At 41.0% G+C, this 26,223-nt stretch carries 21 protein-coding genes; 8 read left to right on the top strand and 13 right to left on the bottom strand.

Annotated elements, in window-relative coordinates:
• Nucleotides 1-52 precede the first annotated feature (52 nt).
• Complete coding sequence (locus F0227_RS10980; protein WP_171753247.1) at nucleotides 53-1,057, bottom strand: NAD-dependent epimerase; 1,005 nt, start codon at nucleotides 1,055-1,057, stop codon at nucleotides 53-55.
• A gap of 319 nt (nucleotides 1,058-1,376) precedes the next feature.
• On the opposite strand from F0227_RS10980, the gene F0227_RS10975 reads away from it, so the two are divergent.
• The gene (locus F0227_RS10975; RefSeq protein ID WP_171753246.1) at nucleotides 1,377-2,342 is read left to right on the top strand and encodes a sensor domain-containing diguanylate cyclase; all 966 of its coding nucleotides are present in this window, start codon (nucleotides 1,377-1,379) and stop codon (nucleotides 2,340-2,342) included.
• A gap of 19 nt (nucleotides 2,343-2,361) precedes the next feature.
• On the opposite strand, the gene F0227_RS10970 is transcribed toward F0227_RS10975, so the two are convergent.
• Nucleotides 2,362-2,571, bottom strand: a complete 210-nt coding sequence (locus F0227_RS10970) for a hypothetical protein (protein WP_171753245.1) — start codon at nucleotides 2,569-2,571, stop codon at nucleotides 2,362-2,364.
• Between the two features lie 120 nt (nucleotides 2,572-2,691).
• Between F0227_RS10970 and F0227_RS10965 the strand changes: the two genes are divergently transcribed.
• On the top strand, nucleotides 2,692-3,576 hold the full coding sequence (locus F0227_RS10965; RefSeq protein ID WP_171753244.1) for an AraC family transcriptional regulator: 885 nt from the start codon (nucleotides 2,692-2,694) through the stop codon (nucleotides 3,574-3,576).
• 46 nt (nucleotides 3,577-3,622) lie between these two features.
• On the opposite strand, the gene F0227_RS10960 is transcribed toward F0227_RS10965, so the two are convergent.
• The 7 genes from F0227_RS10960 to F0227_RS10930 all read right to left on the bottom strand — a co-directional run bounded on the left by F0227_RS10960 (nucleotide 3,623) and on the right by F0227_RS10930 (nucleotide 12,650).
• A complete protein-coding gene (locus F0227_RS10960) occupies nucleotides 3,623-4,630 on the bottom strand; it encodes a LacI family DNA-binding transcriptional regulator (protein ID WP_171753243.1) in 1,008 nt (335 codons plus the stop codon).
• Nucleotides 4,631-4,660: 30 nt separating this feature from the next.
• Nucleotides 4,661-6,490, bottom strand: a complete 1,830-nt coding sequence (locus F0227_RS10955; protein WP_171753242.1) for a hypothetical protein — start codon at nucleotides 6,488-6,490, stop codon at nucleotides 4,661-4,663.
• A gap of 62 nt (nucleotides 6,491-6,552) precedes the next feature.
• Entirely contained in the window at nucleotides 6,553-7,650 is a 1,098-nt protein-coding gene (gene ugpC / locus F0227_RS10950) for a sn-glycerol-3-phosphate ABC transporter ATP-binding protein UgpC (protein ID WP_171753241.1), read from the bottom strand.
• Nucleotides 7,651-7,655: 5 nt separating this feature from the next.
• On the bottom strand, nucleotides 7,656-8,618 hold the full coding sequence (locus F0227_RS10945) for a carbohydrate ABC transporter permease (RefSeq protein WP_171753240.1): 963 nt from the start codon (nucleotides 8,616-8,618) through the stop codon (nucleotides 7,656-7,658).
• Nucleotides 8,619-8,624: 6 nt separating this feature from the next.
• On the bottom strand, nucleotides 8,625-9,488 hold the full coding sequence (locus F0227_RS10940; protein ID WP_171753239.1) for a sugar ABC transporter permease: 864 nt from the start codon (nucleotides 9,486-9,488) through the stop codon (nucleotides 8,625-8,627).
• A 94-nt stretch (nucleotides 9,489-9,582) separates the two neighbouring features.
• Nucleotides 9,583-10,932 (bottom strand): extracellular solute-binding protein, encoded by a 1,350-nt coding sequence (locus F0227_RS10935; protein WP_171753238.1) that lies wholly within the window; start codon nucleotides 10,930-10,932, stop codon nucleotides 9,583-9,585.
• A 26-nt stretch (nucleotides 10,933-10,958) separates the two neighbouring features.
• Nucleotides 10,959-12,650, bottom strand: a complete 1,692-nt coding sequence (locus F0227_RS10930) for a sugar phosphorylase (protein WP_171753237.1) — start codon at nucleotides 12,648-12,650, stop codon at nucleotides 10,959-10,961.
• A 370-nt stretch (nucleotides 12,651-13,020) separates the two neighbouring features.
• On the opposite strand from F0227_RS10930, the gene F0227_RS10925 reads away from it, so the two are divergent.
• Nucleotides 13,021-14,364: a glycosyltransferase family 4 protein gene (locus F0227_RS10925; RefSeq protein WP_171753236.1), complete on the top strand. Its 1,344-nt coding sequence runs from the start codon at nucleotides 13,021-13,023 to the stop codon at nucleotides 14,362-14,364.
• Between the two features lie 174 nt (nucleotides 14,365-14,538).
• Here the strand turns inward: F0227_RS10925 and F0227_RS10920 are convergent, their stop codons facing one another.
• Nucleotides 14,539-15,405: an EamA family transporter gene (locus F0227_RS10920; protein ID WP_171753235.1), complete on the bottom strand. Its 867-nt coding sequence runs from the start codon at nucleotides 15,403-15,405 to the stop codon at nucleotides 14,539-14,541.
• A gap of 221 nt (nucleotides 15,406-15,626) precedes the next feature.
• Nucleotides 15,627-16,907: a dicarboxylate/amino acid:cation symporter gene (locus F0227_RS10915; RefSeq protein ID WP_171753234.1), complete on the bottom strand. Its 1,281-nt coding sequence runs from the start codon at nucleotides 16,905-16,907 to the stop codon at nucleotides 15,627-15,629.
• A 631-nt stretch (nucleotides 16,908-17,538) separates the two neighbouring features.
• On the opposite strand from F0227_RS10915, the gene F0227_RS10910 reads away from it, so the two are divergent.
• Complete coding sequence (locus F0227_RS10910; protein ID WP_171753233.1) at nucleotides 17,539-17,691, top strand: hypothetical protein; 153 nt, start codon at nucleotides 17,539-17,541, stop codon at nucleotides 17,689-17,691.
• A gap of 69 nt (nucleotides 17,692-17,760) precedes the next feature.
• Here F0227_RS10910 and F0227_RS10905 read toward each other — a convergent pair whose 3' ends face one another.
• Complete coding sequence (locus F0227_RS10905) at nucleotides 17,761-18,537, bottom strand: sulfite exporter TauE/SafE family protein (protein ID WP_171753232.1); 777 nt, start codon at nucleotides 18,535-18,537, stop codon at nucleotides 17,761-17,763.
• Nucleotides 18,538-18,617: 80 nt separating this feature from the next.
• Nucleotides 18,618-20,303 (bottom strand): EAL domain-containing protein, encoded by a 1,686-nt coding sequence (locus tag F0227_RS10900; protein WP_171753231.1) that lies wholly within the window; start codon nucleotides 20,301-20,303, stop codon nucleotides 18,618-18,620.
• A gap of 346 nt (nucleotides 20,304-20,649) precedes the next feature.
• Between F0227_RS10900 and F0227_RS10895 the strand changes: the two genes are divergently transcribed.
• From F0227_RS10895 to F0227_RS10880, 4 genes are all read left to right on the top strand, one after another.
• Nucleotides 20,650-21,744, top strand: a complete 1,095-nt coding sequence (locus F0227_RS10895; protein ID WP_171753230.1) for a PfkB family carbohydrate kinase — start codon at nucleotides 20,650-20,652, stop codon at nucleotides 21,742-21,744.
• The gene (locus tag F0227_RS10890) at nucleotides 21,738-22,652 is read left to right on the top strand and encodes a pseudouridine-5'-phosphate glycosidase (RefSeq protein WP_171753229.1); all 915 of its coding nucleotides are present in this window, start codon (nucleotides 21,738-21,740) and stop codon (nucleotides 22,650-22,652) included. Before F0227_RS10895 ends, F0227_RS10890 begins: the two co-directional genes overlap by 7 nt.
• A gap of 169 nt (nucleotides 22,653-22,821) precedes the next feature.
• A complete protein-coding gene (locus tag F0227_RS10885; RefSeq protein ID WP_171753228.1) occupies nucleotides 22,822-24,669 on the top strand; it encodes a M3 family metallopeptidase in 1,848 nt (615 codons plus the stop codon).
• Nucleotides 24,670-24,920: 251 nt separating this feature from the next.
• Entirely contained in the window at nucleotides 24,921-26,168 is a 1,248-nt protein-coding gene (locus F0227_RS10880) for a GGDEF domain-containing protein (protein WP_171753227.1), read from the top strand.
• Nucleotides 26,169-26,223: the final 55 nt, after the last annotated feature.

The following is a 26,223-nucleotide window of genomic DNA, read 5'->3' as shown; positions in this document are numbered from 1 at the left end:
GCAAAAAAGGAGTTGCACATGCAACTCCTTTTTTTTACTAAATGGGCTGAACTTACTTGTTATAAAACTCTTTATACCAAGCGACAAATTCAGCAACACCTTGCTTAATGCCTACTTGAGGTTTATAACCTGTCGCAGCAAACAGATCCTCAGTATCAGCGAACGTTTTGTAAACATCCCCTGCCTGCATCTCTCTAAAGTTTTTCTTCGCTTCAATACCCAACGCTTGTTCTATCTCTGTGATAAAGTCCATCAAGTTTATTGGGCTACCATGGCCGATATTATAAACCTTATACGGTGCAGAACTGCTGGCTGGTGTCCCGTTCTCAACGGTCCATTGTTCATCTCGCTGCGGAATAACATCAGCAATTCTTACTACCCCTTCAACAATATCATCAACATAGGTGAAGTCGCGCCACATATCACCATTGTTATTAATATCTATGGTTTCGCCATCTAATATACGTTTAGTGAAGATAAATGGTGCCATATCTGGACGCCCCCATGGGCCATAAACAGTAAAGAAACGCAGCCCTGTCGTTGGTATGTCATAGAGGTGAGAATAGGAATGTGACATTAGCTCATTGGATTTTTTTGTTGCCGCATACAGAGAAACCGGATGATCAACAGAATCTGATGTTTTAAATGGTGTACTCGCATTTAACCCATAAACTGAACTTGATGAGGCATATACTAAATGCGCGACTTTCTCTGCTCGGCACCCTTCTAAAATATTTAGATGGCCAGTTAAATTACTCTGAGAATAAGCATGTGGGTTCTCAATAGAATATCGAACACCTGCTTGTGCAGCTAAGTGAATAACTTTATCAAATTTCTCTTTTGCAAATAATTCCATCACCGATTGCGTGTCGGAAATATCTAAGTTCAAAAAAGTAAAATTGTCATGCATTATTCTATCTAAACGAGCATGCTTTAACTTAACGTCATAATAGCTATTGTTATTATCGACACCAATAACTTGATGCCCTTTTTTGCACAACTCTTCTACCGTCTTCGAACCGATAAACCCAGCGGCACCTGTAACTAAAAATTTCATTTCAATCCTCAATCAATATCCGAAGTAAGCAACTTAAATTGCCCTATTTGATACCAAGCAATAATATAACCATTCACAATATGCTTACTCTGCGAGAATGTATTGGTTTCGACTTATGTAACCAATCAAGTGAGTTTAATTGTACAAGCTTCAAAATATTAAGAAACCATCGAATCTAAGATTATTTACTAAAAATTAATTAATATAGCAAATAAATATAAAGTAATACCTTGATCCAGAAAAACATTAAGCATACGATGGTTATTGTTGACATTTCGTTAACATTATTTTTTGGCATTGAGTAAGTGGTATTATGAATATGGATATTCAAAAAATTGAACATGACAAGTTCCTACTTAATCGACCTAACGAACTCATCTCTCTACAGAAATGGCAGAAAACCATTAATTTACTGGCGAAAATGTATAACGCCCCCGCCAGTTTTCTTGTGCAATATACTCAAGAGGGTTTTCAAGTTACCATTTCAAGTGAGCAGCCATCGAACCCTTATCCTGCTGGTGTCATTGTCGAACCTGAAACAAATATTTTTTGCCGAAGAATCGTTGAAACCCGCCAACCTCTCTACGTTGCCAATGCATTAGCTGACTCCTATTGGGATACAAATCCAGAAGTACATAATGATGGTTTTCGCTCCTACTTTGGCGTTCCGGTTTTTTGGCCTAATGGCGATCCGTTTGGCACCTTTTGCGTAATGGACTACGAGGTCACCGATTATAATGGCCCCTATTTGGAACTGATTCATCAGCTAAAAGATTTATTAGAGTCAGACCTGCGTCTCGTGGAAGCATTTAAAGAAATGCAGCAACTAGCGGTTACCGACCCATTGACCATGATTAACAATCGTAGAGGTTTTTACTCTCTGGCAATGCAACGTATTCATTTGGCTAAACAGGCCGATGACCAATTGGTGCTTTTCTACATTGATATTGACCGATTTAAAGCAATTAATGATAAGTATGGCCATACTGCAGGAGACAATGTTCTTATAGCCGTAGCAAAGACGCTCACGGACTCAGTAGGCTCTTCAGATATTGTTGGCCGACTCGGTGGTGATGAGTTCGCGGTACTAATGACCGTCTCTGGCGAACAAGATATCCAACAGTTTGAACAATCACTATATCAATGCGGCCGTCATGGTAATAATAATTTGTCTCTAGAGTTTAGTTTAACGCTAGGTTATATCTATGTTGATACCGACCGAGATTTTGAACAAATGCTGACAGAAGCAGACAGTATCATGTTAGAGAAAAAGTGCCGTACATAACGGTTCGGTACCTTGCTGCTTATAGGCAGTATGCAATAATGGCAATAAAAGCAGTCACAAGATAAATCTCCAGCCCACGGCATTGCAATGCCATATAGCCACGCTTTAATTTCATAACACCCACAATAAGAACCACCAACATGGTACTTCTCAAGCTAATGCGTGGATCAACGTCATTACAAATATCCAGCAACTGTTTAATGGCACTGTATTTTGTTAAATGGCTCATGTTAATTCTCCTTTATTTCTATTACATTGCTTATAATAAAGGGGTTAAAGAATAACAGAATACTCTTTCTGGTATTTAAGATATGCTAAATGGTATTAGGCACTCAGTAGAGAACTCACTATGATTCAGAACAACCAGCACAAGTATTTGGCGAAGTCTCTCTGCTGTGAAAGCGTAACGCCAAACCATTATCAGCAGTCTGAACCGATCAATGTTTCAAGAACATTAGGCCAATCGAAAAACTGGATAGGTTGTGGTTATATCAATAAAAAAGGCATCGAAATCGATCACATCGACGTGGCATTTCCCTTTTACTCATTGGTCTACGTTATCCAAGGAGAAGGTCACTACTGCGATGAAAATGGTAAACGCTACCCATTAACTAAAGGCTCATTGTTTCAACGCAGACCAGACAAACCTCATACCACTATTATCGACCCTAACAGCGAGTGGAAAGAGTATTACCTCGATTGTAACCAAGAGCTGTATCAGCACTTATGCTCATTATCTCTAATCGACAGTACTATCCCGGTTTACAACGATAAGTACAGCCAAGCTAGCATCGATAACATTGAACAGTTGATGATGTTATTGCGGACAACCAGTGAAGAAACGCTCATCGATGGTTACTTACTCTATTTGTCTATTCTAAGGGCACTATTTAGCGAACAAGATAAGCCAATCGAAAATGACGCGATCATAGAGTTAAGCTGTCGTGATTTTGAACAAAAATACGCTCATCGCTTTGATATTAGAGCGTACTGTGCAAGCAAAGGTTGGGGATATGAACGATTTAGAAAAACATTTAAAAAGAAAATGGGCGTGTCGCCGAGAGAGTATTTAATTCGTAAACGGATGGACGAAGCGTGTAAAATGTTAAGGTCTACTTCTATGCAAATTTCTGAGATATCTCAACAACTTGGATACGCTTCTCAGTATGAATTTTCTAATCAGTTTAAGAAAACATTCCATGTTTTTCCAAAACATTATCGCAACGGAAAATAACCATACTTTGCTGAACAATCGTGCTTTAACAAACAATACAGACTGTCTAACGTGACAGCAGGTCCGATTGCCTAACCACGATGTTGCCTTGATACCAGTTCTGAATGGTGTAGGAGCGTTTCTCTAGTTTATTTAGCATCAGCTTAGCCATCTCCTCGCCTACTTCAAAAGTGGCATATTTCACCGTAGTCACAGCAGGCTTACTGTAGCGCCCCTGCTCGTAATCACCATATCCTGCAATAGAGATATTCTTACCCGGTAGATAACCTAACTCTTCACAAGCGGCGATTGTACCTATCGCCATATTGTCATCGGCACACAAAATAGCACTCGGTCGCTGAGCTAACGAAAGCACCTCTTTGGCTAACCTCAGAGCCCCATCTTCACTTAGCTCACCATTTCTTACCCATCTTGGATCAACCTCTAATCCAGCTTCATCCATGGCTCGATGATAGCCTCGGAAACGAGATACAGAGAGTGTCAGTTCGCTTGGGCCATCAATAAATGCGATTCTGCTGTGGCCATTTTCAATTTGCCGTTTTGTGAGTTGATAAAACACCTCTGCGTTATCGACATCCACAAAACTGTCCGCGTCATACCCTTCATCAAAACCGTGGCATATAAAAGGAAATTTACGCTCTTTGAGCATCGCAATTCGCTCATCATTTACACGAGTACGAACAACGAACAGACCATCTATCATGCCGCTATTGATAAAGTCTTGGTACACTTTGTCTTCATCTTGAAAGTCAGAAATAGTGGTTACCATGAGCTGATAATCATGTTTTGCTAAAAAGGTCGAGGCACCGGCAAGTACTTTGGAGAAAGCTGGCGAAACAAACATTCGTGAGTTTGATGGCAGAATGATGCCAACATTACGTGACTTACCAGAAGCTAACCGTTTTGCTGTTGCATTTGGTTTGTATCCCATCTCATTAGCAGCATCAAAAACCTTCTTTCTGGTTTCTGGATTCACATCGCTATAACCATTCAGGGCACGAGATACTGTTGACTTAGATAGACCCAATGATTCTGCTAATTTTTTAATAGACATACTGACAAGCTCCTAACTTCGGCGCGCTGATTATATAGTAATTTGGCATCCGAGAATAACTCGATGCATATCTTTATTGAATAAAGTCATATTGGCAAGGGTTTGATAATACTCCTCCCACCCCTGTTGGTTAAAAGTTAGCTCTCGACTCAACTGGTTATGATAAAAATCGACACACTTCATCAGCCGTTTCGCACCTGAATCAATATACTCACTATTCTTATATGTTCCTTCGAGTGTAAATCTCAATAATGCCAAGGTGACTGGTGTACGACTGATAAAGCTACTAGTAAATGGATAGAGACGTTGTTTTAACTCATCAAATGGAAGTGTGTGATGCTTCGCATAGCCACTAAACAGCAGTATACGTTCAATATCACCAAGTGCTTTTCCAGATTCAGCAACCGACATGGCTCTGCCAGCAAATGCCGCCTTATCATGGCGCATGATCAGTCCCGGTTGATGGGCATAAACTAAATGAGGTTGTTCGTTATCTGTCGCAAAGCACGACAGCAAGTAAGCTTGATCTTCTGCTCGATGGATAAAACTTGGCGTAAAAGGCTTGAATCGAAATAGCGCATCAACCGTGATGCCGTTTGTACCTCCGGTAACATGCACTCGTTGAATATTGCGGCTTCTACTAAGGATTTCAGTTTCTGTCGAAATAGCCTGCGCCCAACGACTACAAAATAGCTGTTCAAATACGTCATACTTTCCATCAACGGGTTGTGTCACATCGGCAGTAAACAGACCTTTCTCAATATCAGATTCGTTAACTAAACCACCTGCGATCATCCCCAAATGTACCGCTTTCCCATTAGCATTAATGGCGTCACTTCCCCAGTTGGATTGTAAGAAGTGTTCAAAAGCAGAGTAACCGGTTTGCTCTATCAAAGTTTGCTGGGGAAAAACCTGATCCAAATCTATCTTGAACGTCGCTCTAAGCTCAGGATTGATGGTTTTTTGCCATAACGCAGCAATCGCTTTTAAAAAGCTATAATGGCGTCCATAAGCACCATCTACACCAAATACTTGTTTTAATGCATCACTAGGATGAGGAAAACATGACAGCAACTGCTGGCAATCATTCTCGGCAAAAAGTGTCACTTGAATGTTATTTAGATTTAAATGCTGTTCTATCTCCCACTGCACATACTGCCTAGCAATCGACGCTAATGCAGGGTGCGTAACAGAAACAGACAGAGCAATGGCAACTTTCTGCTTGTCAGCAATATTCCCTCGCTGGCGTTCATACTCTATCGAACGATCCAACTGCTGGAGCCCATACAGTATTTCATTCTCTTCAGCAGGAATGCCTATCGGGATCGGATGATCATACCAATACGCTTGAGGTTGTGAAGATGCCAACACTAATTGCTGCTGCATCTCTGTCGGTAAATGCTTGGGACAATCTATAGGCACCGTTAGCATAATATTACTGGTAAACAGTATTTGTTTCGCAACGTCGGTAATTAACGGCTCGTCAGGTCTAGTGAGCTCTATACTCCGCTTCTCTAACAGCTGTTTTGCAACCAGATTGCCGTTGTCTCGACACGCGATGGCTTGTGGCGAAAACAGTGACCAGAGAGCATCAATATCATCATCGACAATACGCTGCGGTAACAAGCCGGATTCTTGTTCAATAAGCGGCAGACATTGTTCAAGCAGTTGTATCACTGGATGATGGCGATGCTGCTTTAACAGATGCAATGCCGCTTGATACTCTTTAGCTCTCTCTCCCGATTGAGTGATAAACCATGCACGGCACAGGGCAGCAGCAGTATCTTGAGCTGCTGACAGTTCAAATTGATTGTTTTGCTCAAACAAGTAGTGAGCAATAGATGCTAGCAACTGGGTCATTTGTTTATTCACAATGTTGATGATAAAAAAAGGCCTCGCACCGAAGTGAGAGGCCTGTTTTTTTATAGTCGTTCTTCTGTATCGATATCGAATAACAACACTCTGGAGAGATCCACTAACAGATCCATCTTATTGCCTTTTTCGACTTCGGAGCGCAAATCAAGTCTTGCCTTGACATTCTGCTCTCCCAGTTTGAACAGTACCTCTTTATCGAAGCCCATAGGTTCAACAAGGTCGATTTCAATATCATCAAAATCAAAAGTACGTTCCGTTTCAGAGAAGTGTGCTTTGTCATTAAAGAAGTCTGGGCGAATCCCCACTTTTACCGCTTTACCTTCACTTGTAATCTCATCATCAATAGCAACATTGACCAGCATAGAGCGTTGGATTTGATAACCTCCCACCTCTAAATAGTCATTATAAAGCGTACCATCAATGATGTTCATTGAAGGAGAACCAATAAACGTCGCAACGAAAATATTATTTGGATCCAAATAAATTTCCATCGGCGTACCTACTTGCTCGATGATACCGTCACGCATAACTACAACGCGATCCGCTAGCGTCATCGCTTCAACCTGATCGTGCGTAACATACACACTAGTGCGACCAAATTTGTTGTGAATTTGACCTATTTCAGTACGCATATGGTTACGTAATTTAGCATCAAGATTTGATAGAGGCTCGTCAAACAAGAAGCAGTCCGCATCACGAATGATGGCACGACCCATAGCAACACGCTGGCGTTGACCACCAGACAAATCTGCTGGCTTACGCTTTAAGTACTCATCCAGCTTAAGCATCTTAGAAACTTCTTCTAGACGACGCTCAATCTCTGCTTCATCCATTTTTAAACGTCTAAGAGCAAAAACAATATTCTCTTCAACCGTTTTATGAGGATATAAAGCATAGTTTTGGAATACCATGGCAATATTTCGGTCTTGTGGTTCTACATGAGTGACCACCTTATCGCCAATTTGAATATCGCCAGATGTTGGTTGCTCTAAACCTGCAATCATACGTAGAGTGGTTGACTTACCACAGCCAGAAGGACCAACCAGAACCACAAACTCACCGTCCTGAATTTCTAGACTAATGTCTTTCACGACCTTCGTTTCGCCGTAGTTCTTGATAATATTTTTAAGAGAAATAGAAGCCATAATAATTAACCTTTTACACCGCCATCAGTTTTGCCACCGTCCATATGACGCATAGCAAATAAGAAACACACAATAATTGGAGCCAGAGTCAGCATAGACGCTGCCATAATGCGGTCCCAAATAGCATTCTTCGACAAAAACAGTTCCTGAAGAGCTAAAGGCAAAGTGTAGAATTCTTTAAATTGTTTTAAGAAAACAGACGCAAACAAATACTCATTCCATCCGATAATAAAGCAGTACATAAATACTGTTGCTAGCATAGGCAGTGACAAAGGTATCACTACTTTCAATATTGCTTGTCTGCGTGAGTAACCATCCATCATTGCCGCCTCTTCAAGCGCAAATGGAATCGTTCGGAAGTAGTTACCCAACATATAAAGTGCAACTGGCAACGTTTGAACAATATAAATAGCGAATAGGCTAAATATTGATCCCCACATACTGGTCGCTAATCCGACATTTACCGCCATCTGATAAAGAGGAACCATCAGCAGAACGCCACCAACCATGTAGACAAATAACACTGAACGCTGCACGACAACTTGTCCTTGAAAGCGTAGACGGCTGATTGAATAAGCCCCCATCACAGCAAAGACCAGTGAAATAATTGCCGCCCCGGCGGAAATAACAAAGCTATTTAGCATATACCGTCCGAAAGGAAAGACATCCGCACCACCACTGTATTTAGCAACAATGGCGTCTTTCTTATCTTGAGGTATTTTTGGATTCGATAGAATCTTCTGAACTGCTGCTGGCAGCTCTACTTCTTTTACTTCATTTAATCCCAACAACTCTTTATAGGCATCAAGGTTAACGACCTGAGGAATCAATGATGGGTTACCCCAATCAAATTGATGCTTCAATGATGTCGATAAGATTTGTGCGAAAGGCAGCAAGCAGAAGCTCACTAGCAACAGAATCGCCATCCAAAATCCAATTCGACTTTTTACAGTTTGTTTACCTAACATAATTGCTTACCACTTCAAAATTTTCTTAACATAGAACCAGATGAGCACACACAAGAATCCAAATTGAATAACGGATGTTGCTGCAGCTAAGCCCTGATCAATGATTCCGGTAAATGCTTGGTAGTAAGTGAATACCGGTAAAGTTTCTACATTTGGCGCAAGTAGATATACATCCTCAAATCGGTTCAAGTTCCAAATCAGACGCAAGATAATCACCGTTGCAAGAACAAAATAGATCTCAGGTAACGTCACATGGAAAAAACGTCCAACCGGCCCATACCCGTCTATTGCTGCCGCTTCATATTGATCTTTTGGAATCGATTGCAACTTAGACAAAATTAGCAAATAAGCGATAGGGAAATGTTTCCAGATATCAAAAATGATCACTACCCAAACCGCAGTCTCTGGCTCACCTATTAAGTTGGTTCTCTCTGCTGTTAGGTTTAGTACATCAACAATTAACCAGTTAAATACGCCATTAACAGGGTCAAAAAGGAACTGCCAGCCAAACACCACCGAAATAACCGGTGCAAAATAAGGCATGAGTATCGCTGCACTAACAATGCCACGTCCTTTAAACGGTTCACGCATTAATAGCGCCACTAAAAGGCCAAGTAACGTGGTACCGGCAACAGTACCAAGCAGGTAGATTACTGTCGTGCCTATAGATGAATAATAGTCAGGGTTAGACAGCAATTTTGAATAGTTATCAAGTCCGACAAATAACTTATCACCATTCAACTTAACATCAAAAAAACTAAGATAGACGTTAAATACAATAGGATAGAGTATTAAAAGCGCGATAAAGATGATCGTTGGAGAAACTAATTTCCAACCTAATCTCGCTTCTGCTCTCTCTAATGGAGTCATGAGAATAATTCCTCTCAGGTGAGGCTAAAAGCTAACCTCAAGTGAATGCCGGCAGGCGTTACTTACCTAACGATAGCCGGCGATATTAACAATATTACTTAGCTACAATTTCTTGCATCTGTTTTTCTGCCCACTCTAGTGATTTTTGAGTGCTTTGGTCTTCAATAACAGCGCTATAAATCATACGAGGGATAACTTGTTTAGAGAAAATCTCACCCGATTTCGGGAAGGCTTTACCATCAACAACAGAGAAGTTTTTAATCGTATCGAAACCACCAACGATCTCTTTGATTGATTCCTTACCATAGCGATTGAAGATACCTTTTGGATCATCTAAGAACTCATCTGTTTCAGCGATATCACGCAGCATTGGTAGGTGTCCACCAGGCGCCATGTGTGAGTAAGCGATAACTTGATCAGGTTCATTCATGTATTCCAAGAAGGCTTTAGCTGCATCAACTTCAGCTTGATCACCAGTGTTCATCACAGAGAAACCAACCAAAGTACCGAATGTAGAAGGTGACTTCTTAGTAATTGTTGCTGCTAAACGAGTATTTTTAGATAAGTTTGGATCAAACTTAGCACCTTTAAGGTTTTTAAAGTTCTCCGTCCCCAATGAACTTGCTGCAGCTTCTGCTAGCGCTAGGTCATCCATAATATAGGTAGAGTAGAAGAACATCGCCAATTTACCCTGCAAGTAGTAGTCACGTGCACGCCAAGTTTGTGGACCTGGAGGGTTGTACTGAGCCAATGTTTTGTAGAAATCTAATGTCTCTGCCTGTGCTTCAGAGTTAAAGATTAGATTACCATCTTTATCGAACTCACCCGCATCATTCGACAATGCAAACTGAGTATAAACCTGCTCCGCGTATGCGTCTGACTTAGTACCAATCAAAATACCGTATTGATTTTGCTCCGGCTTGTAAAAATGCTTTGCAGCTTTTTCAATACTTTCCCATGTTGTTGGTGGCTCAAGACCGGCTTCTTCAAACCAGTCAGCTCGGTACCAAATACCCTGAACCCAACCACGATAAGGGACAGCAACATATTTTTCTGTGTCTGGGTTTTGGATAAGCTTCAGCGCACCTTGATAAAAACGATCTTCACCAAGAGATTTAACAACGTCCGTATTGGCATCAACATTTACAATGCCTTGGTCGGCAAAGGCTAACGATAAGTTAGACCCAACTTCTACGATATTTGGCAGAGTGTTCGATGCCGCCGCTGCCGCTATTTGAGTCGGTATTTCATTCTCATCTACAGCTACAACTTCAACATCTATTCCTGGATTTAACGCTTCAAACACGTCAGCCATTACTTCAATAGTCTGTATACGGTCTGATTGAGTTTGGGTAGTCCAATATTCAATGGTTGTCGCTTGAGCAAGGCTAGACATGGTTAGTCCTGCAGCTGCTAGTCCAAGAGTCAGAGTTTTCAATTTCATCACTATATCCTTATCTTTAGGATTCGTTATTCACTTTTCAACCACATCACTTGATATGGCTGTAGGGTTACTGTGGTCTTGACTGCGTTACCAGATAAAATATCCTTATTAAGGTTATCTAATAAACAACGTGTATCAAGCTCTACAGATTGGTTGCTAACATTTACAACCACAGCAACACGTTCATCACGTATCATGGTTATAAGTTTAGAATTGGTTTTAACTATTCTCTGTGACGCACTTGGTGCAAATGACTTCTCACCTTTGCGAACCGTTAATAAATGCTTAAATCGATTAAGAATTTTGTGGCGACGGTGAGCAGAGTCATTCAGCTCGCTTTCCACAATATCGCTATCCAGTTTTTCACGGTTAATAGCACGGTTATATCCCAGTCTTTCTAGCCCTTCAGTGTCATTGGTTGAACCCAATAAACTGTGAACGTAAATACCCGGTACACCTGCCATAGAAACGAGAATTGATTGCGCTGCCATGAAACGGTCAATATTGGTAGATTCATCCGCATCAATATTTTTTATCGCATCGTAATAGTTGATATTCAGCTCATAAGGGCTTTGAGTGCCGTCACCATTATTTTTGAATGATACTCGGCCACCATTTTTCTGAACGATATCTTTTAAATCATTAACCTGTTCAGTTGATAAGATACCTTCTACCGGACGAACACCGATGCCATCATGAGACGCAAGAAAGTTAAAGAATGTCGTTTTATCTGAACACCCTTCTAAGCTGCCCATCCACTCAACAATTTTATTACTGTCACCGGTTTGTAGAGTGTGCAGTGTCAGTGGAGGAAGCGGGAATTGATAAACCAGATGCGCTTCATTTTGGCCGTTACCAAAGTAACTAATATTGTCCACATGAGGCACATTCGTTTCGGTAATTAATTTAACCTGTGGTGCAACAGCGTCCATCACAGCTCGCATGGCCTGAACAAGAGCATGACATTGAGGCAAATGGATGCATGATGTATCCATCTCTTTCCACATGAAACCAATGGCATCAAGTCGGATAAATGATGCACCTTGCTCAGCATAAAACAGCAGCAGCTCAACGATTTTTGCAAACACTTCCGTACTGCGGAAATTCAAGTCTATCTGGTCTTCACTAAACGTGGTCCAGATATGCTTTTTACCGTTACTTGTATCAAATGCAGTCAATAATGGTAACGCTCTTGGGCGGGTAACCGAGCTGAAATCTCTATCAGGATTCGCTTCAATAAAGAAATCTTTATACGCTTCGTCTCCTGCAAGATAGCCTTGGAACCAATCGCTAGACTGAGAAATATGGTTAATAACACCATCAAACATCAGCTCAAAATCCGCTGAGAGTGACTTTACGTCACTCCAATCACCTAAGTCAGGATTGATTTTCCAGTAATCAACGACAGAGAAACCATCATCAGAGGTATATGGGAAACAAGGCAGAATATGAACCGCTGACAGAACATCTTGTGCATTTCTATTTAAGAAATGATGCAAGGTCTGCATTGGTGCTTCACCTTTTTTCTGGATAGAGTCGCCATATGTAATCAACATAATGTCGTTCTGATCGACCCATTTCTCTTTTTTACTCACCCCAGAAAACTGTTCAATTCTATTCATTAACTCAGGCAAAAAGGTATTCAGCTCTGCTGGTGCATACACACCAGCTAGAATTTGCTGTAAATTATTTTTAAGATTTTCGCTTTTAAGCTTCATCGCTTTTTTCCACTGTATCTATACGTTAACTTTCGTCTATACGTTAACTAACGTCTCTTACCAAAATATAAAAAACCACCTAACTCACCAACTTATCGATATTTATATCAAAAAAACAAAACCGGTTTTGTTGCTAGTTATAAAAAATGAGAAAATACATTCTCACAACGACACTCACATTCGATATAACTATCATAGACAGGAAAATAATAGATTTTTTTGAACTGAGTCACTTATTTTGCAATAAACCAAAACCGGTTTTGGCCTCAGTGTTGTTTCTGTGAAGTTAGTCACTTTCTAACTCTGCACAGTATCGTTAAATGCACATCACTTAATAAGTACTGTGAATCAATGATAGGGCGAACAAAAAATGAACATCTTACTCGCGCATTTCCGCGTAGGGGAAACCGATGGCGTATCACTGGAAATGGATAAATGGAAATCTGCTTTGCAAGCGCTTGGCCATAACATCTATTACCTAGCAGGTAGCCAAGGAAACTGTCAGGCAGAATGCATAGAAGAGTTGCACTACTTGGACTCATTTAATGACCAAATCATTCAAAATGCCTATGTAGAACTCTCTGACTTTACTGATGATGCAGAGCTTATTGCCAGCATACATAAACAGGCAAAGTGTATTGAGGACAAAATAGCTAAAGCGATAGTTAAACTGGATATTGATATTATTGTTCCAAACAATATTTGGTCACTCGGCTATCATCTGCCTGCCGCTATTGGTCTCTATCAAGCGGTAAAATCCACTGGTATAAAAGCGATTTGCCATCACCACGATTTTCATTGGGAACGTGAAAAATACTCCAATCCAACCTGCCCTGCTATAACCGAACTACTTGATTGTTACTTTCCTCCTAAGGACGACAGCATTCAGCATTGCGTCATCAATCATATTGCTCAGAAAGAGTTAAAAGCTCGTCGAGGCATTGAGTCTAATGTTGTGCCAAATGTATTCGATTTTCACAACAGTGACTGGCATATCGATGAGTACAACCAAGATCTTCGTTCTCGATTTAACATTCGCCCTCACGATGTAATGTTCCTTCAGGCAACTCGAATTGTTGCCAGAAAGGGAATAGAACTCGCCATCGATCATATCGCTGCACTGGAAAAAAGTAGAGATGAATTGGTTGGAAAAACCTTATATAACGGTCAGATATTCACAGAAGAGAGTCGTTTAATCCTGACTTTTGCAGGCATGAGTGAAGAAGCGCCATACTTACAAAAACTGATAGACAAAGCTAAGTCGCTAAACGTAGAGCTTCTGTTTATCAACGATGTGGTTGATCATTCACGCTCATCTCAGCAAGATAGTAAAATCTACTCTCTTTGGGACGTTTATGCCCATGCAGATATGATCACCTACCCAAGTCTATTGGAGGGTTGGGGAAATCAGTTCTTAGAAGGACTCATCGCTAAACTGCCTATGATTGTCTACCGTTATCCTGTTTATGCAACCGACATAGAACAGAGCCAGTTTGATATTATTGACCTAGGTGACAAACACCAAATTGATGCAAACGGATTGGCGTACATTGATCGTTCAATCAACGACAAAGCGGTTCAACAAACCATTCATTACTTAACTGACGCTAAAGACCGAGCCGACAAAATGGCTCGCAATTACCAGATAGGTGAAGACTCGTTCTCTTATCCAGTATTGCAACGTGTTCTAGAAGGTATATTTAAGGCTTGTTGATTTTTAAGTACTGCGTCATCGCCTGTTTGTGTCGATGAAAAAAAGACCCGGTATTGATTGCCGGGTTTCGTTGAAGTTTTCATCATTCACCCTCCATATGTAAGCACATTTCAAGACAAAACCGATCTCATGTTCGGGGGAGAGTTCTGTTTAAAGTGCCTTTATCATCTTGTTTTAAATATAGAAAAGTCCAATCGCTGCGACCATTATCAACGCGGTGATCATCTTATTTTTCCATAGCGACATAGGCTGGTTAATTTGATGACGAAAGAATACAAACGCCAATGCAATGCCAATTATCCCGCGTAATGATTGAACAATATTACCGGACACAACACCACTGAGGTTAAAACCAATCACTAACAAAATGACACCAGAGAACCAAGCAAAACCGACCCATTTAGCCTGATAAACCATTGTTATGCTGACTTTGTTCGTCACCATCAGAGGCAGGCTTAATACGCCAACAACCAGATAGTTTATCGTCATGGTAACCATCACTTTTTCTATCGGAGATGAGCCAGGTACTCGATGAGAGAAATCGGTTACCGCTAGATCTGAACAGCTATAACCAATACAAGCGATAAAAACGAGCAACAGAGGCTTCAATGATATGTCACCAGACATCGTGGAGAATCGCCAAGCCATAGCAACAATAATCGCTATTGCTCCCCACTGCTGTATAGAAAATGATTGTTGCAACACTAGCCAAGAAATTAACGCCAGCACAGGTATCTTCAATGCCAACAATGGTGAGGCAACCGACGCATCACTCAGTTTGATCGCTCTAATAAGTAGATACTGTGCAATTAGATAAGGCAGATTGATTTTTATAAAATCAATATACTGGCTAGGATGAATATATCGCCAATAATCAAACAAAATGGCTGGAATAAGCGCAAAAAATCCCATTGCAGCATGTGTCGCCACAAGCAGTTTTACACCATCAATATTATACTTTTGCTGGCAATTTTGAGTGAGAATATAATTAATAGCTTGCAGCGTTGCACCAATAAAACTCGCCACTATTCCTATGAACATGAGATCAACCACTGCACTGTCTGCTTATGTTGTTTTAACAATATACTCAAGTAATCTCAAGGAGCTTGTTCAGCCAATAAAACTCGCCCCTTGGGAGCGCATCTTGAGGTCACTTGAGTGTAAATCTCTTAGTTTAAAGACTTTTTACTATTCGTCGAGTTATTACAGATAAAAAAAATCCACCGCTATATAAGCAGTGGATTTCATAATAAGTTAGAGTATTATGCTGTTTCTACTTCAGCATTAGTGTCAGCATTATAGACAGACGTATCTAACTCACCTTCACTTTTCGCTACCATAACAGAAACCATCATATCTCCACATACGTTCACGGTTGTGCGTGCCATATCCAGAACTCGGTCAATACCTGCAACAATAGCCAAACCTTCAATAGGTAGGCCAACGGTAGTCAGTACTAATGAAAGCATGATTAGACCTGCTCCCGGAACACCCGCAGTACCCACAGACGCCAACGTCGCAGTAAGGATAATAGTGACATAATCCGACGTTGCTAAATCAATGCCAAAGGCTTGAGCAATAAACAGCGCACACACACCTTGATACAAGGCGGTGCCATCCATATTAATGGTCGCTCCAAGTGGCAATACAAAGCTAGAAACACTTTTCGATACACCTAGCTCTTGACGCGCAGCTTTGATTGTCGCAGGCAACGTACCTGAACTACTGGTCGTAGTAAACGCCACAGCGGCTGGGTTTGCTAATCCTTTGAGGTATCGAACAGGGCTTAATCCACCTAGTGTGCGAATCACACCGCTGTAGAATATCAATACATGAATCAGGGCACCTAAGTAAACCACGGCAACAACTTTAATCAGTGGCAATAAAACATCTAGGCCGTATTTGCCGGCAACCCATGCCATTAAGCCGAACACACCAAACGGAGCCAGCTTCATCACAAGCTCGGTCAGTTTATACATAGCTTCAGCTAGGCTTTCAAACACCTTAATTGCAGGCTCAGCCTTATCTCCTACTAAAACAAGAGAGATGCCAAGACCAATTGCAAAGACGATAATCTGAAGAATATTACCAGCGGCTAAAGCACCAACTGGATTTTTAGGAACCATGTTCAACAGTGTTTGAACCAATGCTGGTGCTTCTTTTCCTGCTGCCTCAGGATTCGATGCCACCATGTTCAGTCCTGCACCTGGAGTCAATACTGCTGCTAGCACTAATCCAATAGTAATAGCGACGGCGGTTGTTCCAAGGTAGAAAATCACTGCTTTTGCACCAATTCTTCCCATTTTCTGAGTATCTTTCATTGATGTTATACCAACAATCAGTGAACAGAATACCAAAGGAACAATCAGCATTTTGATCGCGTTAATAAATAGTGTACCAATAGGCTTAAGCACTTCAGCATCAGGCCCCATCACGGTACCGACAATCACACCCAGAATCATCCCTACCAGGATTTTTTTCCAAAGTTCAAGTCGAGACCAAGCGCCACCTGTGTTCTGCGCAGTTGTGTTTTTGTTATCCATTGCAAAATCTCTAAAATTATTATTGTAAAAAAGTTGTGTCAATTTCCATTGACACTGAATAACAGCATAAAACCCTATTGGTGTAAATGAATTCTATTAATAAATTTATCTTTTGTGCGTATTTTTCAGTGACATATATTAGCATTAGATAACATTTGCAGATTAAAACACCACGATAATTAACATTTGCAAAACATTTTAATAACGCATGAATTGTTAGTTTATACTTCTAGTAATAAGCCCATTCAATCTGCTTAACCATTGAACAGAAAGCGTCTGTTAGAACAAGATGTCGGTCGCTGTCGTTAGATAACCTAAAATTAACCATTAGATAATTACTATACCTAAGTCATCTCTAGGTGCCGTTCTCAACCTTTCACTTAGAAATGACATAAGTAAATAACCTCAGTTCGGGATAATTTAAGCCGCTCAGTACTGCTCTTACAGCGTCTGACTTCGTCAAAATCAACGTGATAGAAAGATTATCACTTATAATTTTGCCTTGTCATTCATCTAAAATATCAGCACTGCGCCTAGTTAAAGCTTAACTTATTATTAAATATGGAGTTTTAACTTTTTTATTCCGAATTGAGATTAAATAAGTCATTCATTCAACATTGTGGGAAACATTATGGGAACTTGGATATTCGAAACATTACTCTGGTCAATTGTTACAGTCGCTATCTGCGTTGCCATTTGGGGATTTAGCATGACCAACATCTTGCTCGCCATAGGCGCATCGATTGCGATGTCACTCTTGTTCGGTAATAGCTTACGCTCCTAGCCTGAGTCATGTCATAAGAGTAGTAGAATATGACCTAGTGTTTTCATTAAGTGGGGCAGCCTCACTTAATTAAAACACCCAATAAACATCATAAAAAAAGTAAAGGGTAATACTGATACTGGCGAGACTAACAAAATTACGAACCAGTTTCTGAGATAGATTTCGTGATACTTTCGCTGCGACAAAGCCACCTAATAGCGTTCCAAGCAATACCAAAAAACCTGACTGCCATTCAATAACTCCTTCCCAAATAAACAGAGCAATGGCCACCAATGCGACACATGAGGAAATTAACAATTTAATGCCGTTCATCGCATTTATATTGCTATAGCCCGCCAGCGCTAAATAACTCAATGAAATGATGCCCAAACCGGCATTAAAAAATCCGCCATACAGCGCAACAAAAACCAAAAATGCAGAAAGAGACAGAGTAGCCAGCAGAGAAGCATGGCGATAAGAAGAAGATAGTCTATTAAAATATTGGCTTAGTTTGCCACCATAGATAAACAGCAGAGTGGCAAACAACAGTAACCATGGAATGGCTTCCATAAAAAGGGATTCGGGGGTTTTTAATAGCAGCCATGCTCCAGCTATACCGCCGATAAAACTCAGCAGAATAATTCGGACAATATCGGAGGAATGATCCGCTATATCTTTACGAAAGGCATAGGCACCACTAAGGTAGCCTGCACAAGATGCAAACGTATTGGTTGCATTAGCGTGAACGGGGGGAATGCCTACCAACATGAGTGCCGGAAAGGTAATAAAACTTCCTCCACCAGCAAGTGAGTTTAATATGCCACCAAAAAAACCGGCAAAAAACAGTATTGACCATTCAAGTAGCATCCATGCTTCCTTTAATATACTCAGGTAATCTCAAGGTGTTGGTTCAGCGACAATGCCCTCATTTCAGAGCAAGGTATTAACTACTTGTTCTCCGCTAACCAAATTCCAAAGTCGGTACTCAGTTCAAATGCATCTTCCATCAACAGTGGGCTCGACATCAAATATCCTTGCAAAGTGGTAATATCCATTTGATTAAAACTTTCAAGCATAGAAACCGTTTCGATCCCTTCCACGGTTATAGAGACATTTTTATCCGCACAAATTTTGGTTATAAACTTCATATAGTGAAGAGGTTCATTAGCGCGCATAACTTCGTTCGCTAACTCTTTATCAATTTTAACCTGATCAAAAGGAAGCTTAAAAAAGCTCGTCAAGGAACTGTAACCAGCCCCAAAATCATCCATCGCTAAACTAAAGCCAATCGCTTTTAGCTGCTCCATTTGAGGCTTTATTTGATGTTGATTATCGATAAGAACAGACTCTGTTAACTCCAAAACCACCATTTTAGGATCAACGCCGGTTTGTTGAACTATCTGTTTTGCTTTACGAGGAAAGACTCCGTCTAACAGTTGTAAAGCCGAAACATTAACATTTATCCGTACCTGACTGTTCCATTTATGGTTATATTCTTTTATATATCGGCACGCTTGTTCTAATACGCTTTCACCAAGGTGTGAGATTAAACCTTGTCTTTCTGCTACCGGAATGAATTCATCAGGATAAATGGCGCCCATCTCTGATTTTTCCCAACGAGCCAAAGCTTCAAAACTCAAAAGTTGATTGCTCTTCGCACATACTATGGGTTGCAAGCGAATAGATATCTCTTGCTGATCAATGGCCTTTTTAAGCTGGCTTTCAATATAAAAAAAGTGTTCTACTTTCTCTTTATTGGTGGAATTACAGATCGCCCAACGAGCAGGTTCATTCCTAAACGCATACTCACAAGTTTTAGATGCCCAGTTGTACACCTCTTTTGCGGTTTTGTTTTTCGATAAATGCTGATAAGCACCTATGTAAACTTTCCCGACATAAAGCTGGCTGGTTTGGTTTGACAAGGAGTGAAATAGAGAGATGAAGGATTGACAACTTTGAGCAAGGTCTTGCTCCGAAACTAAGCTAGTAATGAGTATAGAAAAAGAATCACTGTTATTTCGGTATGCTGTGCTTTGGTAATGGTCAAACAGTGAGAAGCATTGCAACAGCCTATCTATGATTTCCTCAACAATAGACTCTCCATAGCGATTCACATAGGATTTAACTCTATCTAAATGAATATGAATAAGTGTTGAATTACACTCTAGAGCATCAATATCTTGGAGAAGTTTTTGGTGGTTTGGTAAGCCGCTTGCCGAATCGTAATAGCTGAGTTTGTTAACGTACGATTCCATTTTTTTCTGCTGGGTGACATCACGATGGTTACCAACAATATAGGAAGCACCACCCTCTTTTTTAATCACACCAGTGGCTTCAATCCAACAAAAGCTGCCGTCTTCTTTTAACACTCGATATTGATTAACAATTCGTTCATCGACGACTCTTTCATCGCTATTGATATCGGTGATTAACGTCAATTTATCTTTATCTAGGGGATGGACTAGCTTAACCCAGTCGGATAACTGAGCCTCATGTGTTGAAAACGCAAATTGTTTATAAAAACTTTGATTATAAAACACCACTTTTCCAGCCGTGTCTTTAACCCAAAGCCCTTCATTAGCACTATCAATCATGCTAATAAAATGCGCAAAACTAGATTGTGAAATATCCAACAAGCCACCAAACAAAACAACGTCAAAATTAGTAAATTATTATCTACAGCAATAGAACAACATTATTGTATTACGTATATGATTTAACTCGAGCTCTAGTCGAGTAAGGTTACACTGTTACGATAACAATAATATGCTGTAAATCAATAAATATTATTTCACAGTGGGTGAAACCCCTACCGCTCACACGTTCCTCGCATATGGATACCTTCAACGACCGCATAAATACCCAGCCTCTCCACGAGAAAATAATGTGACAAACGACAAATATTTCCAGTTTTCCACGTGCAATATCAATTATCCCATTTAATATACAAACAATTGTTTGGTTTGCGGACATATGTTTATGACAGAAAAAGAACAACAAATACTCGCCTTGCTAAGGCAAGATCCAATGATCCCACAGCAAAATCTGGCCGATAAAATGGGCTGTAGTAGAAGTGCGGTAGCCGGTCATATCATGAACCTAACCAGAAAAGGCGTCATACAAGGGAAAGGGTACATTATTGCACCTGACCAATATGCCATGGTAATCGGCGGCGCCAACATGGACCTTTGCGGACGTGCAGAATCATCACTCGTTGCTGGCGATTCAAACCCCGGAAAACTAACCAGTAGTGCCGGCGGCGTAGGCCGAAACATCGCTGAAAATCTGAGTCGACTTGGAAGTACCGTGCATTTTGTGGGTGCAATGGGAGATGACCTGTGGGGCGACCAGTTGAAAAAAGCCTGCCGTGAAGCAGGGGTTAATGTGGATCACTGCTTAACCGTGACTGGCGCAACTTCTAGCAGCTACTTATCTATTCATGGTCCTGACGGTGAAATGCAACTGGCGCTAAATGATATGGCGCTGATCGACTCATTAAACGCCGCTCAACTGGCTCAGCGAGATGGCGTCATCTCCCGATCGACAGCCATCGTGCTTGATGCCAACCTGAACATAAACGCACTCGAATATCTGTTCCATGTTCATGGTGATAAGCCAATATTGGTTGACCCCGTCTCATCAGTAAAAGCATCTAAATTGCTGCCTTTTCTAAACAAGATACACACATTAAAACCCAACAAATTAGAAGCTGAATTACTGGCAGGAAAAGAGATTAAACAGAAGAGTGATTTACCAGAAGTCGCTGAAATTCTTCACAATAAAGGTATTACTCAACTGCTAATCAGTTTAGGAAGCGAAGGAGCATACTCTAGCCACAACAATGAAGGCCGGTTTATTCCTGCTTCCGCAGTACAAGTTAACAACGTGACCGGCGCTGGAGATGCCTTAATGGCAGGCTTAGCACACGGTTATGTCAGTCATTGGTCATGGGATCACACTGTCGATTTTGCCCTAGGCGCAGCCCGACTTGCTCTTATTGCCGATAACACCATAAATTCAACTATGTCAGAACAAGCGGTTCTGCGTTTATTAGAGGAAAACATCCCATGTTAGAAAACTACCTAGATATTCAACCTGAAGTCGCAGAAGCGTTAGCAAATAATCAACCTGTTGTTGCTTTGGAGTCGACCATAATTTCCCATGGAATGCCATATCCTCGTAACGTCGAAACTGCGTTACTGGTAGAGAAAACCATCCGTGACAATGGTGCCGTTCCTGCCACTATCGCCATTATCGAAGGTCGCCTAAAAGTAGGATTGGACGAAGAGCAAATTACGCATCTTGGTAAAGCCGGCACGGAAGTCACTAAAGTTAGCCGTCGCGATATTCCATTTATCGTTGCAGGCAAAAAAGACGGGGCTACCACTGTGGCCGCAACCATGATACTTGCAGCAATGGCCGGAATTAAAGTATTTGCAACGGGTGGTATTGGTGGTGTTCACCGAGGTGCGCAAGAGACATTTGATATTTCAGCGGATCTACAAGAGTTAGCCAATACAGATGTGGCGGTAATTTGTGCAGGTGCTAAATCCATTCTAGATCTCGCACTAACGAGAGAGTACTTGGAAACACAAGGGGTGCCAGTTATCGGTTATCAAACTGACTCTCTACCAGCTTTCTACACTCGCGAAAGTGAGCATAGCATTGACTATCGTTTAGACAGTGCAAAAGAGATTGCTGCTGCATTGAAAGCTAAATGGCAGCTCGAGCTTCATGGTGGTGCGGTTATCGCCAACCCAATTCCAGAGCAGTACGCTATGGCTCCAGAAGTGATCACTAATGCAATTGAAACCGCTCTTAAAGAAGCAGATGAGCAAGGCATTTACGGTAAAGAGTCGACACCATTTTTGCTAGCAAGAGTGTGCGAGCTAACAGGTGGTAACAGCCTAGACTCCAATATTCAATTGGTATTAAACAACGCACGTTTAGGTGCTCAAATAGCGCTAGAATACTGCAAGTAATTACACGCTCAATAAAATAGTAGAATAGCCAATCCATCGATTGGCTATTTTTTTATCAAACATGGTTACGGTCATCGTTTTACAAATTCACAAGAGCTAATAAAATTCCCCCTTTGTCGGCAGTTAAGTATAAACTATCTATATTCTCAATTAGTTAGGCAAATCAGCTATGACAGCAACCCAATTCTTCAATGACCTCAATCAGCACTATTTAGATCTTCATGGCAAAAAAGAGCAATTCTTTTGGCAAACCTATATGGGGCTAAGTGACGATCAGAAAGGAGCAACGCAGGCAGAAACGCAATGGAACTCTTTTCTTAGTGATGCAAGCAATATCAGCGCCATCCAACATCATATCGATACGCTTTCCACTCAAACAGATAATGATGAAAATAGAGCTACCCTAATTGGTTTAAAAGGTTGGTTAGCGACCTTTAAAGCACATGCCATCGAATCTGATCAGGCGAAAAAACTCAAAGCAGAATTAATTCAATTTGAAGCCGATCTGTTCAGCAAAAAGCAAAATCACGTAATGAGCTATGTTGATGCACAAGGTGAGAGTTACGAAGGCTCGCTTCCTGTCATGGCTGCCAATATCCGCACTAGTGACGACGAAACCGTACGACGCTCTTCACATCAAGCTCTATTAGATTTGGAGCAATGGCTATTACAAAACGGCTTTTTACAGTTAGTGGCACTACGCAATCAATTTGCTCGTTCCCTTGGCTACAATAACTTTTTTGATTACTCCATCGAAAAAACCGAACAGATGACCACAGAACAACTGTTCTCTATATTGGATGATTTTGAAAAACAGACGCGAAGTAATCATTTAGACAGCATTGCGACCCTCGCAAAACAGAAAGGCGATAACGCCATCAAAGGGCATAACTTTGTTTACTCTTTTTCTGGCGATGCTATGCGAGATCTCGACCCATATGTGCCCTTTTCTCAGTCACTGACTCGTTGGGTAGAATCTTTTGGTCGACTTAACATCAATTACTCTCAAGCAGAGCTCACTCTTGATCTACTTGATAGAAAAGGTAAGTATCCAAACGGATTTTGTCACGGCCCGACTCCCTCTTTCTACCAACAAGGAGAATGGGTAGCAGCGAAAGTTAACTTTACCAGCAATGCCAAGCCCGATCAGGTTGGCAGTGGCTACGATGGCATAAACACACTGTTTCACGAAGGAGGTCATGCGGCTCACTTTGCCAATGTTAAGATGAACGCGCCATGCTTCTCTCAAGAGTTCGCACCAACCTCTATGGCCTATGCCGAAACACAATCCATGTTTTGCGATAGCCTACTGAGCGATGGAGACTGGCTAAAGCAATACGCAAAAGACGCTGACGGCAATGCCGTTCCTGATCATGTGATTAAAGCGATGATTGATGCTCGACAACCATTCAGAGCATACGGAGAACGAAGCATACTGGTTGTTCCCTACTTCGAACGTGCACTCTATTTGCTAGAAGATCACCAACTGACCGCAGAAAAAGTCACTTCACTCGCAAGAGAGATGGAGATGAATATTCTCGGTCTTGATACCAGCCCTCGCCCATTAATGGCGATTCCACATCTGTTGTCAGATGAAGCGGCTTGTGCTTATCAAGGCTACTTATTAGCCAATATGGCAGTGTATCAAACCCGCCATCACTTCATGAATGAGTTTGGCTATCTAACCGACAACCCTAACATTGGCCCTCTACTTGCGGAACACTATTGGCGTGAAGGGAATAAAGTTAACCATAACACCACCATAGAAAGGCTAACAGGTGAAGGCTTTAATGCCCGCTACTTAGCCGATGAGTGTAATTTATCTGCGGATCAAGTCTGGCAACAAGAGCAGCAAAAAATAGCCTCAGCAGCAACGAGAGTCCGTGCTGAAATCGCGCCACTAAATGCAAGCATACAAGTTGTCGATGGCAATAAGATTCTAGCCAATAACCAACAATCTGATAAAGCGATGTGCCAACAGTTTGAAGAGGCGATTAAAACAGCGTACGGTCGATAAAAATAGCACTTAAATCAATCAGCCAAGTGTATTCATGAACTGAAACACTTGGCTTTTACTGCCATTCACAGGGACAACAAAAAGGCGACTTACTACTCAACATTGTGGTATGACCAGTGCAAACCCATCCGATAAATGTGACAAGTTTCATATTGCATAGCCAAAAACGGGATCTTTTCAACAGCGCATTTAACCATCATTTACACTTTTAATATAAAAATATTTATTGGTTATAATAAGTTTATGCTCTGATGAAACTCTCTATACAGGGTCTTTTAGTATCAGTTCTCTCCTATACATCACTACTAATCTTAGTGATGAGCTCACTATTTTTTTTCGCAAACCGGTTACTGGTCGAATGTATTCCGACGATAGAAGCTGCAGGCCAGATAAAACTTAATGCCGCATCAGCGCATATGTGGACAGATGAAATTATTGCCGGGGATAAATCACATAACACCGACGCCGTACGTCAACGACTGGACATGGCCGAATGGTATATCGGGGTCATGTTAACCGGAGGAGAAAATGACCAAGGAAAGTATTACGCATTACGAGATGACGATATTTATAACGAGATGTTTCAACTACAACTGCTTTTCACTGACCTTCGACGCAACATTGAACACCAATTAGACAACCCAACCCACTCTTTTTATGGCTCATCAACAGACAAGTATATTGATCAGCAGTTCGCCGAATTTAATTCCCGAATTAGCAAGGTGCTGAGTACCATTAAAACCCACTATCAGCAGAGGGTTACCAGTTATCAAATTGTCAGCGGCATACTGATTTTCGTGTCTATTTTGATCTCCATTTTTATCTATCGTCTGTTATCAAAAAAAGCATGGGAAAAAGAGCGTTCAATACACTCACTAACGGAAGAGAATAGGCACGCTGAAGAGAAAAATCGAGCACTACATATCCAAGCTCATTACGACTACCTAACAGGATTACCTAACCGAATTCACTTTATAGAAGCATTAGATAGCGCCATTACTCATGCTCAACAAAATGGTCGATTCGTAGCAATACTATTTATCGATCTGGACCACTTTAAAGCCATTAATGATAACTATGGACACTCAATGGGAGATCAGCTGTTAAAGGTTGTCGGAAATAGAATTTTAAAAGCGGTCCGTTCCTATGATACCGCCGCTCGAATTAGTGGTGATGAATTTATTATTATACTGCAAGATCAGCCGTCACTATCAGAGTGCATTACCTCCGCTAAAGCGGTCGCCAGTTCATTAATTACCACATTAGCTTCACCTTATTTACTCAACGATTTAGAGTTAAAAGTAACCGCCAGCATCGGTATAGCTATCTACCCAGATGATTGTGCCAACTCAGATGAGCTGATATCTCATGCAGATCATGCTATGTATCACGCGAAATCCATCGGCAAAAACAACTTCCAATTCTTCAATCAAGATATCGACCAAAAATTTACCCAGCAGATCATGCAAGAAAAACAACGCAAAGAAGCGATGCACTAAGCCAACTTATAGTTTCATCTAAAAAAAAAGAAGCCTGAAAAAGCTTCTTTTTTAC

Origin of the sequence: Vibrio sp. 99-8-1 (assembly GCF_013114595.1) — a bacterium.
GTDB lineage: Bacteria > Pseudomonadota > Gammaproteobacteria > Enterobacterales > Vibrionaceae > Vibrio.
Note: the sequence above shows the minus strand (reverse complement) of the source record. Positions and strands in the feature narration are given on the sequence as shown.